The following is a 14,070-nucleotide window of genomic DNA, read 5'->3' on the forward strand; positions in this document are numbered from 1 at the left end:
TCTGCGGGCCGCCTGCCGGAGCCGCCGGAACGATCAGCGGGCGGACCGACCGGGCGGGAGCTGTGAGCTCAAGCGGCCCTGGCCGTGACGCCGACGGTGGCGATCCCGGGTGTGGTCCGCACAAGTGCCTCGGCGACCGCCTTTTCCGTGTCGTCATCGAAGCGGCCGTCGACGGTGGCGCTCCCGTCATGCACGGCGACCGGCCAACGCCGCTGACCGCCGGCGTAGGCGTCGAGGCGGCGTTGCGCCTCCCGCTGTGCGGCGTCGTCGGTCGGCAGCAGGGTCCGCAGGACGTCGCTGCGGCTGACCACGCCGATGACGTGATCCTCGGCGACGACCGGCACGGTGTGGGCGTCACGCTGCACCATGACAGCGGCGACGTCGGCGAGGTCGGCGTCCGGCCAGGCCGTCACCGGCAGGCTGGACATCACATCACGGACGCGCCGCGGCATCCCGCCTGCGGCCATCTGACGTAACACATCACGTTCGCTGATCATCCCGATCAGGGTGTCGTCGTCACCGACGACCGGCACCGCCGTGAACGAATGCCGTTCCAGCAGCACCACCGCGTCCCCGACGGGTGCGTCGGCATGCACCGTGTGGGCCGGGGTGCTCATGATGTCCTTCGCATGCATCGGTCCTCCTCAAAGTGTGAACCCGGTCAGCCGCCGTGTGGCAGACCGGCATCGTCCAGAGCCGCCCGGGCCGGCGTGGCCGCGCGCTGCCGCGCCGGGCTCTCGACCCGGTCCAGCAGCAGCACCACCGCTGTGCGCAGTCTGATCCCGGGACGGGCGGGCGGGGCATGGTTCGTGACGGCGTCACCCGCTTGTCCCCCGCCTCAGCGGCCCGGGGCGACTCCATGACCCGCTGCGGCCACACACGGTTGCGGTACCGCAACGGTTGCGGTTGTCACGGCAGCCGATATTGTCGGCTTTCGCACATGAGATCCGAGGTGAGCCGTGGCGTTATCGGTCGAGGTCCGCACCGGCTCCGACGCACAGGTTGTGATCACCCTGTGGGGCGAGCTCGACCAGAACACCGCGGCGCAGCTGCGTGACACGGTCGCCGCCGTGTTGACCGCCCATCCGCCACACCTGCGCGTCGATCTGGGGCAGGTCACCTTCGTCGACTCCGCCGGCCTCGGCGCGCTGGTCTCGGCCGACAAACGTTGTCGTCAGATCGGCTGCCACCTCGTCCTGGACGGGATCAGCGAGACGCTGCACCAGCGCCTGCACATCACCGGTCTCACCGAGGTGCTCAGGCTCAGCGAGTCACCGCAATGACCGAGGTGGCCGGGACGACGCCGCGGACCCGCCCGTCGACGGCGGGAAGCCGGCCCGGCAGCGCGATGCACCTCACGTCACGTCTGTGACATCGACATCGGCCTGCAGTTCGCGGCGTACCGCCGCGACGAGGCCGGGCAGCGCGGCGCGCACGGGATCGCTCAGGCCGACGCCGAAGCTCGTGTCGGCGGCCTCGACACCGTAGACCACCATCCATTCGGGCGATCGGCCGAGCTGCCGGCTCAGCGCCACCGCCGCACCGAGGCCGGCGCCGTTGGTGCTGCCCGCCCGGTGCCCGGCGCGCGGGTCGGGCACGACGAGGCGGTGGATCCGGCCGGGCCGGGCCGGGTCGGCGTGGATGGCGTCGACCACGATGGCGAGTCGCCGCCGGTCCCACATCGCGATCAGCGCCGCGGTCTCGCCGTCGCTCTCCGCGAGGGTCACGCCGGGGCACCCCTGCTCGCGCAGTTCACGCACGACCGCGGGCCCGACACCCTCGTCGTGCCGGAACGGGTTGCCGATGCCGATGACGACGGCGGGTCTCATGGCCACTGCCCGTTCCGCTCCACGGCGTGCCCCTCGCGACGGTGACACAGACGTTGCCGCACGGCTCGCACTCCCTGGCAGGCGCTGTGATCCGGCAGGCCGGGCCGGTGATGGGCGAGCATCACCGCGCACTTGACATTGGCACCCATCAGTCGATGACGTCCTCGACCGGACGCCGGTTCGTGTAACACGTCGTCGGCGCGTATCCGAACCGCAGGACGAGCTGCGGGGCGTAGGCACGATGCAGGGCCAGCCGCAGCTGCTCACGGACCGCGGGCACTTCGACGGGCTGCGAATACATCGCCGAAGCCAGACCGAGATCGGCGGCGCGCAGCAGCACGCGCTGCAGCACCATGCCGGACTGTACGTCGTGCACGCGATATTCGCCGTGGAAACCGAGGACGGCGATCACCGGGTGGGGTGTGGGATCACGGGTGACCTCCTGTGCGGGTCCCCCGAAGTCACGGCGGGTCATCAGTTCGGCGTCATGCGGCGCCGCGCCGCAGGCGTGCCGCCCGATGCCCTGAACGTCATCGTCGGCGACCAGGGTCCACTGGCGCAGTTCAGCGACGTAGGCGGGATCGGCACGCAGTTGCGCGTCGGCCTTCCGGGTGAGCAGCGCCACCGTCTCCAGGGCCGGCACGCCGTCGACGAGGTGCAGCCAGCCACCCTCGTCGCCGGCTGCCTCTGCCAGCTGCACCATGATGCCCGGCTCGACACGGACGTCCGCGAACGGGCTCCTGTTGGTGTGGCGGCGCAGGATCTGCCGATGCAGGCTACGTTCCAGCGGCGTGGCCGGTCGGCGACTGCCCGGCACGAGATGGACCAGCGCATCACCCGTTCCGGCGGTCCATGCCGCCGGCGCTCCGGCAACGGCGAGCGCCAGCCGCAGGTTGTAGGCGGCGGCGCCGCACGAGACGCGCGCCGCGCGTCCGTCCGGGTCGCACACCGGCAGGCCGCGACGGCGGTCGACCAGCACATCGATACCGTCGCTCGTGCGCCGGAACCTCCACGGCTGACTGTTGTGGATCGACGGTGCCCAGACGGCGTCACCGACCGCTGCCACAAAGGTGGCCTCGGACCACATGTTCACGGCGGTCATCGCGACCTCCTCGGCCAGGTCCATTGTCCTCTTCCACCATTGCCCGGGTCCTGCCGCGACGGCCAGGGCAGAAGGTCCCGATCTGGGCCTGAGCGCAGACCACGCCCCTCCGCCTGCGGCGATCTCCCGGCCGGGTTCCGCAACGGCGTGTCGCACGAAGCCGTCGTGCGGTCCGGATCCAGGGGTCCTGCACCGGCGTGGCCTCCGCCCGCGTCCTCGACCGCATCCGCAAGGGTCCCGAGCAGCCCGACGAGCTCAAGGGCCTCACCGATCAGGAGCTGAAGATCCTCCGGCACATCGCGGAGGGCCTCACCAACCGCGAGATCGCCGAGCGGATGTTCCTGGCCGAGAAGACGGTCAAGAACTCCGTCTCGAGCCTGCTTGGCGAAGCTCGGCCTCGAGCGCCGCACCCAGGCGGCCGTCCTCGCCTCCCGGCTGCTGGACAAGTCCTGACCCCGAATACGATCCAGTTGTGACCGACGATCAAGCCGACTGGCAGCCGTCGCTGCCGCTGCCGTCGCTGTCCCGGGTGGACCTCGACTCGCTGCTGCAGGAGCTGCTGACCCGCGTCGGTGAGGTCATGACCAGCCGTGAGCGGCTCCGCGCACTGCTCGACGCTGTCGTCGGGATCGGCTCCGACCTCGACCTGCACAGCACCCTCGACCGGATCGTGCGGGCCGCCTGCCAGCTCGCGGACGCCCGGTACGGCGCGCTCGGCGTGATCGGGCCGGACCGGATGCTGGTCGAGTTCATCAACCACGGTGTGACCGAGCGGGAGCGTGCCGAGATCGGGGACCTGCCCCGCGGGCACGGCGTCCTGGGCCTGCTGATCGAGCAGCCGCGGCCGATCCGCCTCGATGACATCACGCAGCACCCCCGCGCGTACGGCTTCCCGCCCAACCACCCGCCGATGCACAGCTTCCTCGGTGTGCCGGTCCGGATCCGCGATCAGGTGTTCGGCAACCTGTACCTGGCGGAGAAGCGCGGCGGTGAGCAGTTCACACAGGACGACGAGGACCTCGTCGCGGCGCTCTCCGTCGCCGCCGGCGCCGCGATCGACAACGCCCGCCTCTACGCGCAGGCGGAGCGTCGGCAGCGCTGGCTGATGGCGGCCGCGGAGATCACGTCGGTCCTGCTGGGTGAGGTGCGCAGGACCGAGGCACTCGAACTCGTCGCCACCCGCGCGCTGGACGTCGCCGGCGCGGACCTGACGATGGTCCTGCTCGCCGATAACACCGCGGAGCGGCTCACGGTCGAGGTCTCCGTCGGCGGGCCGGACGCCGCCGGCTGGTCGATCCCCGTGTCCGGCAGCGAGTTCACCGAGGTGCTCGACCGCCAGCAGCTGTCCGTCGTCACCGACCTCGGGGCGGCCGCGAGCTGGCCAGTGCTGCTGTCGACCGGCACCGCGTTGCTCGTGCCGCTCGCCGTCGGCGGCGTCGCGCTCGGCGTCCTCGTCGTCGCCTACCGCAAGGACAGCGTGCCGATCGCCGAGGGCCTCGAGCTGGCGATGGTGGAGACGTTCGCCGGGCAGGCCGCGCTGGCCCTGGAACGGGCCCGCGCGCAGGACGAGCGGGAGATGCTCGCCGTCGTCGGCGACCGGGAGCGCATCGCCCGCGACCTGCACGACGTCGTCATCCAACGGCTGTTCGCGGCCGGCATGCAGCTGCAGGGTGCCACCAGGCTGTCCGGGCAGGCCGACGTGCGGCAGCGCATCGACCGGGTGGTCGACGACCTCGACACCACCATCCGTGACATCCGCGGCGCCATCTTCGAGCTGCGCGGCCCCGCACCGCACAGCTTCCGCACCGAGATCCGCGACCTCGCCGACGAGGCCCGCGAGGCGCTCGGCTACCGGCCCGCGCTGCGCATCGACGGACCCATCGACACGGCCGTGCCGGACGCGCAGCGCACCGCCCTGCTGGCCGTGCTGCGCGAGTCGCTGAGCAACGTCGCCAGGCACGCCGACGCCCGTTCGGTGCAGATCACCGTCGCGGTCTCGCACGCCAGGCTGACGCTGACCGTCGCCGACGACGGCCGCGGCATCCCGGCCGACCCCGGCTCGGCGGGTCACGGGCTGGCGAACATGCGCGCCAGGGCGGTCGATCTGCGCGGCGACTGCACGGTCGAGCCAGCCGCACCCGGCACCACCGTCACGTGGCACGTCCCCTTGTGACGACGCGCCACGGCACCGTCAGCCCGGGCCCGCCCCGACGACGACGTCCGCGACCGGCCGCCGGTCGGTGAAGTCCTGATCCCAGGCCACGGTCGAGGCCACGGTCGAGGTCACGGTGACTCCTCGGGCTCCGGCCGCCATGGGGCGCCGACTCTTCCGGCGACGCCGACGCGGACCGCCGCGGCAGCGTGCGGGGCACGGTGCACGCCCTGCGTCAGCGCTGTCACGTCGTCGACCGGCGACGAGGCGAGCCCGGCCGTGGTGGCGCTCAGCAGCACCGCCGACACCGCTTCGCCCGCCGTCACCCAGTCTCCGGCGGCGGCGCCCGGCGTGGTGATGACGACATAGGCGGCACCGGCCGGTGAACTGCCCAGAACGTCGCTCCCGGTGAGCGTGTACGAACCGGCGCCGGCCTGCTCGGCCGCCGCCATGAGCGGTGCGAGCTGCCGGTCGCTCGGCGGCTGGGTGGTGAAGGGTCGCCGATCGCTGCGCCGGACGGCGATCGCGCGGTGCAGCGCCCCGGCCTCCGGCAGGCGCTCGATCGGACCGGTGCAGCGCAACTCGGTCAGCAGGGCCGGGTCACCGGGATCGGGGAAGCGCCGCACCTCGACACCGACGCCCTCGGCGGCGAGCGCCACCCGGGCGTGGTGCAGGGCCGCCCCGCAGCTGATCAGCAGCAGCCGCCCGTCCGGGTCGACGTCGGCCAGTTGCCGGTCCCAGTCCGCGAACAGCCCGATCCGGTCCCGGTCGACGCGCCATCGCCACGGCTGCGTTTCCCCGACGGACGGCGCGTTGAGCGCGGCGAACGTCGCCTGCGTCAGTGACCGGCCGGCGGCGTCGGCCGGTGTCGCGGCGCCACGGCCGGTGGAATGGATCGCCACCATGGCGCGCTCCCCTCGTGTCCCGGGTGATCCGTCATCCACCACGGTCCTCGCGGATCCGCACGACCGGCAGGGACGAAGGTCCTGTTCGGGAAGGACCGGCCGCTGGCCTCCCGGGTGGTGACCTTCGGCCGTCCGCCGCGCACGGCTGCGGGCACACGGCCGAAGGCCGTCCCCGGGGCTGGCGGGGACGGCCTCCAAGGACCTCTGGTCGGACGGGTCAGCCGCGCAGGTTCGTCATGCCGGCGGCGCTGATCCTGGCGAATCGCAGTGACTGGCCGGGGTCGCCGTTACCGCCGGGGGCGTTGTCCTGCTCGTAGTTCGAGTTGTGGAACCCCTTGGCGCCGATGTTGCGGTAGAACCCCTCGTAGTTGATGTCACTGCGGGGGTCGCCGAACGGGATCCACGAGTAGCCGTCACCCACGCCGGGGGCCTGGCCGGTGGCGTCGCCGTCCTTGGCGTGGAACAGCGGGTACCGCTTGGTCTGCTTGGCGACCTGGGCGGTCGGGTCGAAGATGTCCTGGACGCGGTTGCCCTCCCAGTCGTAGCGCCAGCGGTGCTGGTGCTGCGCGACGTGGGCCCAGTAGACGTCCATCTCGATGACGACGAGGTCGGGGTTGGTGACATCGAGGTAGTGCTGCATGAGCCGCTTGCCCGACTCGCCGCGGACCTGGGTCGGCGCGATCGGCTCGCCGGTGATCCGGTTCTGGGTGACGGTGACCAGCGGCCCGTCCTGGAGGAAGTTGTACGCCGGCGAGTGGTTGTGGGTGTACATCTGGATGCCCCACTGCCCCACGCTGATCTCGTTGAGCGCCGACCACTTCTCGCCCGCGAGGGTCCACGGCTCGATGTTGCGGTTGTTGGCGCTCGTCGGGTCGCTGCCGGTGCCCATGAACGGCATGCCGAGGATCGCCGCGAACTCAAGCTCGGTCTGCAGCCGGTTGTAGTCCTGGGTGGTCATCGCGCCGCCGGCGCTGCCCGGGCCGTTCCAGGTGTTCGGGACGAACCCGTGGTTGCCGATCGCCTCCAGGCCGTAGGCGTCGAGGAAACCGCGCAGGGTCTGGGCGTACGCCAGGTAGGCCGCCCGCGCCTCCGGGGTGGTGACGCCGCCCGGTGCCGGGTTCGGCGCGGCGCCGCCCGGGTTCGCGGCGTTCTGGCCGTAACCGGCGAACTCGATCTGCTTGAACCCGGCCTTGGCGAGGAACTCGAACAGCTCCACCCAGCCGCCGGGCAGCGGCACCAGCGGCCCGAGGTCGGTCGGGTCCTTGGGGAAGTTACGGCCGCCCAGGTAGCCCATCGTCGGCGCCACACCCAGCGCGGCGCTCGCGGCGATGCCGATCCGGGTCGGCACGTCACGCTGGCTGTACGTGATGGTGCCGAGCTTGCCGCCGGGGATGAGCCGGCCGTTGGCCGCGCTCGCCGCCGTGGCGGAGAAGACGGAGGCCGGGCCGAGCGGGGTGAACGCGGCGGCCGCCGTGAGACCGGCACCGGCCAATAACCGGCGGCGGTTGATCTTTCCGGACATGTGTTGCTCCTTCTACTGGTAGTGCGTGTGTTTCAGACCGGGGCGGGGTGCCAGCACTGCGGGGTGTCGCACCCCGCCCCGGTGGATGGTGCTAGGGCGCGCCGACGCCCTGACCGCCGAACTCCACCCAGTTGAGGTTGAAGAAGTTGTTCGTCGGCCCACCCGCGACGGGACGGAACACCAGGTAGATCCGGTGTGCCCCGCCGGGGTCAGTGATCGGGAAGGTCTGGCTGGCGTACGTGGTCGCGTTCGCGGTGGGCGCGATCGTGACCGTGGTCAGGACCGGCCCGTCGACCGCGTCCAGGCGGACCTCGACGGATCCGGTTCCGGCCGCGCCGCTGCCACCCGACGTGCGGAACGTCAGCGAGTTGATGGTCTTGAGGTCGATCGTGCCGTTGAGGGCGATCCAGTCACCGCTGCCGAGGCTGCCGCGTTGCAGCCCGCCGCCGGTGTCGGCGGTCGCCGCCGTGTTGGTGCCGAACTGGTCGACGGCGAACTCGAGCTCCTGCTTCTTCTGCCGGATCGTCGTCTGCTCGACCGTGGTCAGCGCCGGGATGCCGCCGGGACCTCCCTTGTCCGTGTACGACGCACTGATCACGCCGAACACGTTGCCGCCGTGCGAGACGTCCTCCTCGGACGTGGGCAGCGTCCCGGAACAGCCGTTGACCGTCGTCTCCGCGTGGCCGTGGCTGTCGTGCCCGAGCACGAACGTCACCTCGACCCGGGAGCAGTCGATCGCCCCGTCCTGCGGGTCGGTGACCGTGACGTTGAACGGGATCGAGTCACCGAAGGCGAACAGGCCGCCCTCGATCGGCACGTTGACCTTGACCGTCGGTGAGGTGTTGCCGACGGTGATCGTCGTGTTGGCCGAGGCGGTCTTGCCGCTGGAGTCCGTGACGGTCAGCCTGGCCGTGTACACCCCGTTGGTGGTGTACGTGAACGTCGGGTTCGGGTCGACCGAGTCGGTCGTGCCGTTGCCGTCGAAGTCCCAGGCGAACTTGATGGAGTCGCTCGGGTCCGGGTCCATCGAGCCCTCGCTGGAGAACGCGACGGTCAGCGGCCCGACGCCGTCGGTCGGGGTGGCCGACAGCTTCGCGACCGGTGCCCGGGTGCCCTTGACGTAGCTGAACTTCACCAGTGCGGCGTCGGGGTTGATGTTGAAGAAGCCGTCACCGTAGGTCAGCAGGTAGAAGTTGCCGTCCTTGCCCCACATCATGTCCATGGGGTTGTCGCACAGGAACGGCCGGGCGGGCGTGGTCGGTCCCGCGCCACAGCTGAGCAGATCGTTGATCTTGAAGATCCCGCCGGACGAGTCCAGACGGATCTCCCGCAGGTAGTCGCGGGTGAACTCGCCGAAGAAGATGGACTGGTCGTAGTACGCCGGGAACTTCGTCGGGTTGGGGTTGTTCGCGTCGTAGTCGTACTTGGCCGCGCCGTGCGGCCCGACGCCGCCGGTGCCGAGCTCCGGGAAGAGCTGCGGGCACTTGCCGGCCGGGCTCAGCATGTAGTACGCCGCGCAGGGCGTGCCGAGCGGGTTGGCCGCGTTGTTGTCCTGGAACGAATACCACATGTCCGGCTGCGCGATCGCCGGCGCGTAGGTCAGGCCGGTGTTCCACCGCGAGGTGTTGGCCGGGCCACGGTCCGGGTTGTTGCACTCGAACGCCTTCGCCGGGGTGTCCAGCGGCGTCGAGGTGTTGAAGTTCCACTGGTAGTACGGCAGGGTCGGCGAGTAGCACAGCGGCCAGCCGTAGTTGGCCGGCTTCCGCACGATCTCCATCCGGCCGGTGCCCGCGGGACCGCGGTTCACCTGCGGCGTCGACGAGTCGGGCGAGTAGTCGGTGACGTAGGCGACGCCGTCCTTGTCCACGGTGATGCGGAACGGGTTGCGGAAGCCCATGGCGTAGATCTCGGGCCGGGTCTTGCCGCCGCCCTCCTCGTTGCCGGTGAACAGGTTGCCGCTCGGGATCGTGTACGAGCCGTCACCCTGGACCTTGATGCGCAGGACCTTGCCGCGCAGGTCGTTGGTGTTCAGCGCCGAGCGCCGGGCGTCGACGAACGGTGCGTTGTACTGCCCGGTCGTGGTGAGCATGTCGTTGAACGGCGCGAAGCCACCGGAGTTGCCGCCACCCGCCGGGGTGTCGTCGCCGGTCACCATCCACAGGTTGTTGTCCTTGTCGAAGGTGATGTCGCCGGCCACGTGGCAGCAGGCCCCGCGGTCGACCGGCACCTTCATGATCTTCTGCTCGGACGTCACGTCGAGGGTCGGGGTCGGCCCGTCGACGAACTTGAACCGGGACAGCTGGAAGTAGCCCTTCCACGGATCCCAGACGCTCGGGTCCGCGCCGGTGGTCGGCGCGTTCGCGGTCGGCGTCGTCTGCGGGTACGGCGCTTCCTGGGTCAGCGGTGAGTAGTACACGTAGACCCAGTGATTGTTGGCGAAGTCGTTGTCGATCGCCGGGCCGTACATGCCGTCCTCGCTGGCCATGTACACGGGGATCTGCGCCAGCAGGTGGGTGGTGTTCTTCGCCGGGTCGTGCAGGCGGACGCCACCGCGGCGGTCGGTCTGCACGACGCGGCCGTCGGGCAGCACGTCGAAGCCGATCGGCTCGCTGACGTTCGGCGGCGCGGCGACGTAGTCCATCTGGTAGTTGGCCAGCACGGTCGCACCGCAGTCGCCGTCGGTCTGACCGGCCGCCCACTGGATCGCGCCGCCGAGGTGGGCCCGCAGGTCCGCCGTGGCGAAGCTCGCCGGCGTGTCGCCGAGCCCGGTGTAGAACGAGCGGCCGCCCTGGTAGTCCTTGCACCAGGTGATCGGGTGGTCGGGCCCCATCGTGCCGCCGCTGTACGTGTTCTCGTCGACGGTCGCCAGCACGTGCGAGAAGCCCCGCACGTTGGACGTGAAGTTGTACCACTGATCCGTGCGTTCCCAGCGCTCGGGCAGGTTCCCCGACGCCGGGTGCACGCGGTCCGCCACCTTGATCGTGGCCTTGGAGACGCTCGACGAACTTGCCGCCCTGGTGCCGAGGACGTCGGTGAGGAACGGCCAGTCCGTCTCGGTCTCGATCGCCGAGTGGATGCCGACGAAGCCGCCGCCGTCGCGGTAGTACGACTCGAACGCGGCCTGCTGTGTCGCGTCGAGCACGTCGCCGTACGTGTTGAGGAAGACGACCACCCGGTACTGCTTGAGGTGGGCCTCGTCGAACTTCCTGGCGTCGTCGGTCTCGATGACGGTGAACCGGAGCTGCTTGCCGAGCTCCTTGAGCGCGTTGACGCCGGCCGAGGTCGACGCGTGTTTCGTGCCGACCGCCTTGGTGAACGCCAGAACCTTGTACTGGATGCCATTACTGGCCGGTGGGGGCGCGGCGACCGCCGGGGCGGACGCCGACGCCGTCCCGACCAACACGGTTGCGACGAGCGCGAGCAGGCTGCCGTACGCGGATACGCGACGGCCTTGAGCTCTGATCATGGGACCTCCTCCGCAGGGGTGCGAGACGAACGGACCGTCGAAAGCCGCGGCACTGCGCCGCGAGCGGACGACGTCCGGTCGTGTTACGGGGTGTGGTGGTGCGGCACGCCCGGAGGGAGGCGTACTTGGGGTGAGTACGAACCGCAAAGGCATGACCGAGCTGCGCGTCAGTGCTCGCCGGGATCCCGCTCAGCGGGGCGAGCGACTGGCTCGGTCAACCTGTAGCCGACACCGTATAACTCGGTTCCATCAAAAGAAAGGGTCGATCGAGCAAAAGTTCGGTTTGATCAGGTCCAACTTTTAATATTGCTAACGAAAGTTCACTGCTCGTCGACACGGCCCCCTGAGTCCTCTCGGCGGTGATGAGGATGCTCCTGTTCGAAGGGGCGGATGACGAGCGAATCGCGTTACAGGTCGCACCGAACTGCGTCGAAGATGTTGCGAGACCTGGCGAAAAGCCACCTGGCATTTCACGATGGATCGGTATGCACCAGCGCAGATGATGCGGCTTGAAAGAGTTTCACAATTGACCGTGAGCTCACTTTTGCTGAGTTGAATGAAAGTTTGATTCATATGACATCGAAGCTCTGGACATTCCGAGCGGAAGGCTTCTACTGTGTCGACCACGGGACGGCACCGTTTCGATCATGTGAACGAGCCATCGTGACCGCCGAGCAGCGCTGATCCCACGGCCGTCCGCGAGGACGCGCCGCTGGGACCGCCGTTGCCATCGACGCATGCGCAAGAGCCGACGTCGCACGCGGCGGCAGGGAGAGCTCTCCGGCAACGCTGTCCAGAGGGTCCGGCTGTGGGTGCGCTCCACAGCCGGAGACGGCGAAGCGGGAGTGGTTGGCCGGTGCGGCCGGAGGGGACGGGACCCTTCCGGCCGCACCGGACACCGTCCGAGCCCCGTCCCGTTCCTGTTCCTGTTCCTGAACCGGAAGGAGCACCATGCCCAGCCAACCGCCGAGCACCAGCGCCCTGGCGTCACATCCGTCCAGCCGAGCCCGCAGAGACTCCCGCCGGCACCTGTTACGCGGCCTGGCCGCCGCCGTGCCGGTGGCGGCACTGTCCGTCGGGTCGCTCGTCATCGCCGTCCCGGCGTGGGCCGCGCCGACGAGCACGCCGGCCACGCTCACCCCGGCACCGCCCACCGGGACCAACAACTACTACCGGGGCCCGGTCACGCTGAACCTGGCCGCGACCGACGCGGCCAACGGTGTCCAGCGCCTGGAGTACCGGCTCGGCGCCACGGCACCGTTCCAGACCGCGGTGTCCGCGACCGGCCCGCTCCCCTCGACGTTGACCGGCTCGGTGCAGATCACCCAGCAGGGCACCACCGCGGTCGGCTACCGCGCGGTCGGCGGCGACGGCTCGGCCGAGGCCGTCCGCACCATCACGGTCCGGATCGACACCGTCGCCCCGGTGGTCAGCTGGCCCGGCATCGTCGACGGGCGCGTCGGCCACACCGCGACGCTGATCCCGACCCGGACCGATCCCGCGCCCGGCTCCGGCGGCGTCTTCATCCACCGCATGTGGATCGACCAGACCGAGACGACCCCGCTGCCCGTCGCCACCTCCACCCTCGCCACCGGGGCGCACACGATCAGCGTGGTGGCCTCCGACGCCGCCGGCAACGCGGCGCGGTTCGACCAGACGTTCGTGGTGACCACGTCGTTCGCCGACCTCGACACCCTCATCGGCGGCTTCGTCACCAGCGGCGCGATCGGCGCGGACCTCGGGGCCGGCCTGCGCGCCAAGCTGACGGAGGCGGCGGGCCTCGCGGAGCAGGGCAACACCAACCAGGCGAAGCGGGCCCTCAACCAGTTCGTCGCCGCCGCGCAGGGCGGATCGATCTCCGGCACGGTCCGGGACACGCTCGTCGGCGACGCCCGCTACCTGCAGGACGAGGCGGCAGGGAAGCTCCCCGCCGATCCGCTGACCGGCATGATCGTCACGCCGGCCGCCGGGCCCAACCCGATCGCACCGGCGATCCCGCTCGCGGCCTCGACGAACTTCCCCGGCGCCACCTACCGGGTGCTGTACTTCTCGGCCACCAAGGGCTTCCGGCACGACCACATCGCGGACACCGCCCTGCTCGTCCAGCAGTGGGGCCAGCAGCACGGTTTCGACGTCGACATCTGGGACCCGAGGCTGGCCCCGGCGTCGCTGTCGAGCACGCCGTTCACCTCCGCCGCCGACCTGGCGAAGTACAAGACGATCATCTTCGGCTCCCCGGTGGACGGGACCAACCCCAACAGCGCACCGGCGTCCGACGCGCTCAACGCCGCCGAACTGGCCGCGTTCCAGGGATACATCCAGGCCGGCGGCGGATTCGTCGGGCTGCACGGCGCGTCCGACGCGATCCACAACGTGCCGTGGTACCGCGACCTGGTCGGGGCCTGGTTCACCAACCACCCGGGCGGCCAGAACGGCGAGGGCACCTGCGGCAGCTGCATCAACGTGCGGGTCAACACCGAGGACCCCACGAACCCGGCCACCGCGCACCTGCCGAAGACCTGGCTCACCATCGACGAGCTGTACAACTTCGACCACAACCCGCGGGCCGAGGTGCACACGCTGCTGAGCCTCGACGAGTCGTCCTACCGCCGGAGCCTCAACAGCGGCAACGCCGCGAACGTGCCGATGGCGCTCATGGGCGGCGACCACCCGATCGCCTGGTGCCAGAACTATGACGGCGGCCGCGCGTTCTCGCTCATCCTCGGCCACGATCGCGCGCAGTACTACCGCGAGGACTTCACCAGGATCCTGCTGGCCGGCATCGACTGGACGGCCGGCCGGACCGAGGCGAACTGCTCGACCTTCCGGCAGACCCGCACGCTGATCACCACCGGCACCGCGGCCGGCACGCTGGACCCGGAGACCGCCGCGGCGGCCACCGCGCTTCTCGACGATGCCCAGGCCGCCTACCTGCGGCAGGACCACAACGCCGCGGTCACGTCGCTCAACAAGATCATCGCGCTGGCCGGCTCGCCCGCCGCCGGCCCGGCGCGTGGCGAACTCGACCGCCAGGCCCGCGAGTTGCGGGACTGGATGAAGTCCTTGAAGTAGGACCACAGTGGACCCGGAAGCC

Annotated in this window: 9 protein-coding genes and 1 pseudogene; 4 read left to right on the forward strand and 6 right to left on the reverse strand. The window is 70.4% G+C overall.

The genetic code is table 11. The features are described from left to right. Positions 1 to 68: 68 nt before the first annotated feature. The gene (locus ABZS58_RS32245) at positions 69 to 635 is read right to left on the reverse strand and encodes a CBS domain-containing protein (protein ID WP_354787015.1); all 567 of its coding nucleotides are present in this window, start codon (positions 633 to 635) and stop codon (positions 69 to 71) included. A gap of 324 nt (positions 636 to 959) precedes the next feature. Between ABZS58_RS32245 and ABZS58_RS32250 the strand changes: the two genes are divergently transcribed. Further along, positions 960 to 1,283 carry an STAS domain-containing protein gene (locus ABZS58_RS32250; RefSeq protein ID WP_354787016.1) on the forward strand — a complete coding sequence of 108 codons (324 nt, stop codon included), beginning with the start codon at positions 960 to 962 and terminating at the stop codon, positions 1,281 to 1,283. Between the two features lie 72 nt (positions 1,284 to 1,355). Here ABZS58_RS32250 and ABZS58_RS32255 read toward each other — a convergent pair whose 3' ends face one another. Next, complete coding sequence (locus ABZS58_RS32255; protein WP_354787017.1) at positions 1,356 to 1,829, reverse strand: hydrogenase maturation protease; 474 nt, start codon at positions 1,827 to 1,829, stop codon at positions 1,356 to 1,358. Positions 1,830 to 1,977: 148 nt separating this feature from the next. Next, a complete protein-coding gene (locus ABZS58_RS32260; protein WP_354787018.1) occupies positions 1,978 to 2,955 on the reverse strand; it encodes a nitroreductase in 978 nt (325 codons plus the stop codon). A 179-nt stretch (positions 2,956 to 3,134) separates the two neighbouring features. Here ABZS58_RS32260 and ABZS58_RS32265 point away from each other — a divergent pair. Both ABZS58_RS32265 and ABZS58_RS32270 read left to right on the forward strand, forming a co-directional pair. After that, positions 3,135 to 3,384: pseudogene (locus tag ABZS58_RS32265) on the forward strand (LuxR C-terminal-related transcriptional regulator); the annotation flags it as partial. A gap of 58 nt (positions 3,385 to 3,442) precedes the next feature. Continuing rightward, positions 3,443 to 5,104, forward strand: coding sequence for a GAF domain-containing protein (locus ABZS58_RS32270; RefSeq protein ID WP_354787059.1), 1,662 nt, complete (start codon positions 3,443 to 3,445; stop codon positions 5,102 to 5,104). A gap of 110 nt (positions 5,105 to 5,214) precedes the next feature. Here ABZS58_RS32270 and ABZS58_RS32275 read toward each other — a convergent pair whose 3' ends face one another. The 3 genes from ABZS58_RS32275 to ABZS58_RS32285 form a co-directional block, all read right to left on the reverse strand. After that, positions 5,215 to 5,988 (reverse strand): hypothetical protein, encoded by a 774-nt coding sequence (locus tag ABZS58_RS32275; protein ID WP_354787019.1) that lies wholly within the window; start codon positions 5,986 to 5,988, stop codon positions 5,215 to 5,217. Positions 5,989 to 6,205: 217 nt separating this feature from the next. Next, positions 6,206 to 7,510, reverse strand: a complete 1,305-nt coding sequence (locus tag ABZS58_RS32280; protein WP_354787020.1) for a hypothetical protein — start codon at positions 7,508 to 7,510, stop codon at positions 6,206 to 6,208. A gap of 91 nt (positions 7,511 to 7,601) precedes the next feature. After that, positions 7,602 to 10,976: a ThuA domain-containing protein gene (locus tag ABZS58_RS32285; RefSeq protein WP_354787021.1), complete on the reverse strand. Its 3,375-nt coding sequence runs from the start codon at positions 10,974 to 10,976 to the stop codon at positions 7,602 to 7,604. Between the two features lie 951 nt (positions 10,977 to 11,927). Here ABZS58_RS32285 and ABZS58_RS32290 point away from each other — a divergent pair. Then, positions 11,928 to 14,048 (forward strand): ThuA domain-containing protein, encoded by a 2,121-nt coding sequence (locus ABZS58_RS32290; RefSeq protein ID WP_354787022.1) that lies wholly within the window; start codon positions 11,928 to 11,930, stop codon positions 14,046 to 14,048. The last annotated feature ends 22 nt before the right edge of the window (positions 14,049 to 14,070 follow it).

The organism is Dactylosporangium sp. NPDC005555 (assembly GCF_040605635.1).
GTDB lineage: Bacteria > Actinomycetota > Actinomycetes > Mycobacteriales > Micromonosporaceae > Dactylosporangium.

Bases quoted from the DNA above. Each gene is read 5' to 3' on its own strand.
- ABZS58_RS32245 (WP_354787015.1), bottom strand. From the start codon at position 635: ATGCATGCGAAGGACATCATGAGCACCCCGGCCCACACGGTGCATGCC.
- ABZS58_RS32255 (WP_354787017.1), bottom strand. From the start codon at position 1,829: ATGAGACCCGCCGTCGTCATCGGCATCGGCAACCCGTTCCGGCACGAC.
- ABZS58_RS32260 (WP_354787018.1), bottom strand. From the start codon at position 2,955: ATGGACCTGGCCGAGGAGGTCGCGATGACCGCCGTGAACATGTGGTCC.
- ABZS58_RS32275 (WP_354787019.1), bottom strand. From the start codon at position 5,988: ATGGTGGCGATCCATTCCACCGGCCGTGGCGCCGCGACACCGGCCGAC.
- ABZS58_RS32280 (WP_354787020.1), bottom strand. From the start codon at position 7,510: ATGTCCGGAAAGATCAACCGCCGCCGGTTATTGGCCGGTGCCGGTCTC.
- ABZS58_RS32285 (WP_354787021.1), bottom strand. From the start codon at position 10,976: ATGATCAGAGCTCAAGGCCGTCGCGTATCCGCGTACGGCAGCCTGCTC.
- ABZS58_RS32290 (WP_354787022.1), top strand. From the start codon at position 11,928: ATGCCCAGCCAACCGCCGAGCACCAGCGCCCTGGCGTCACATCCGTCC.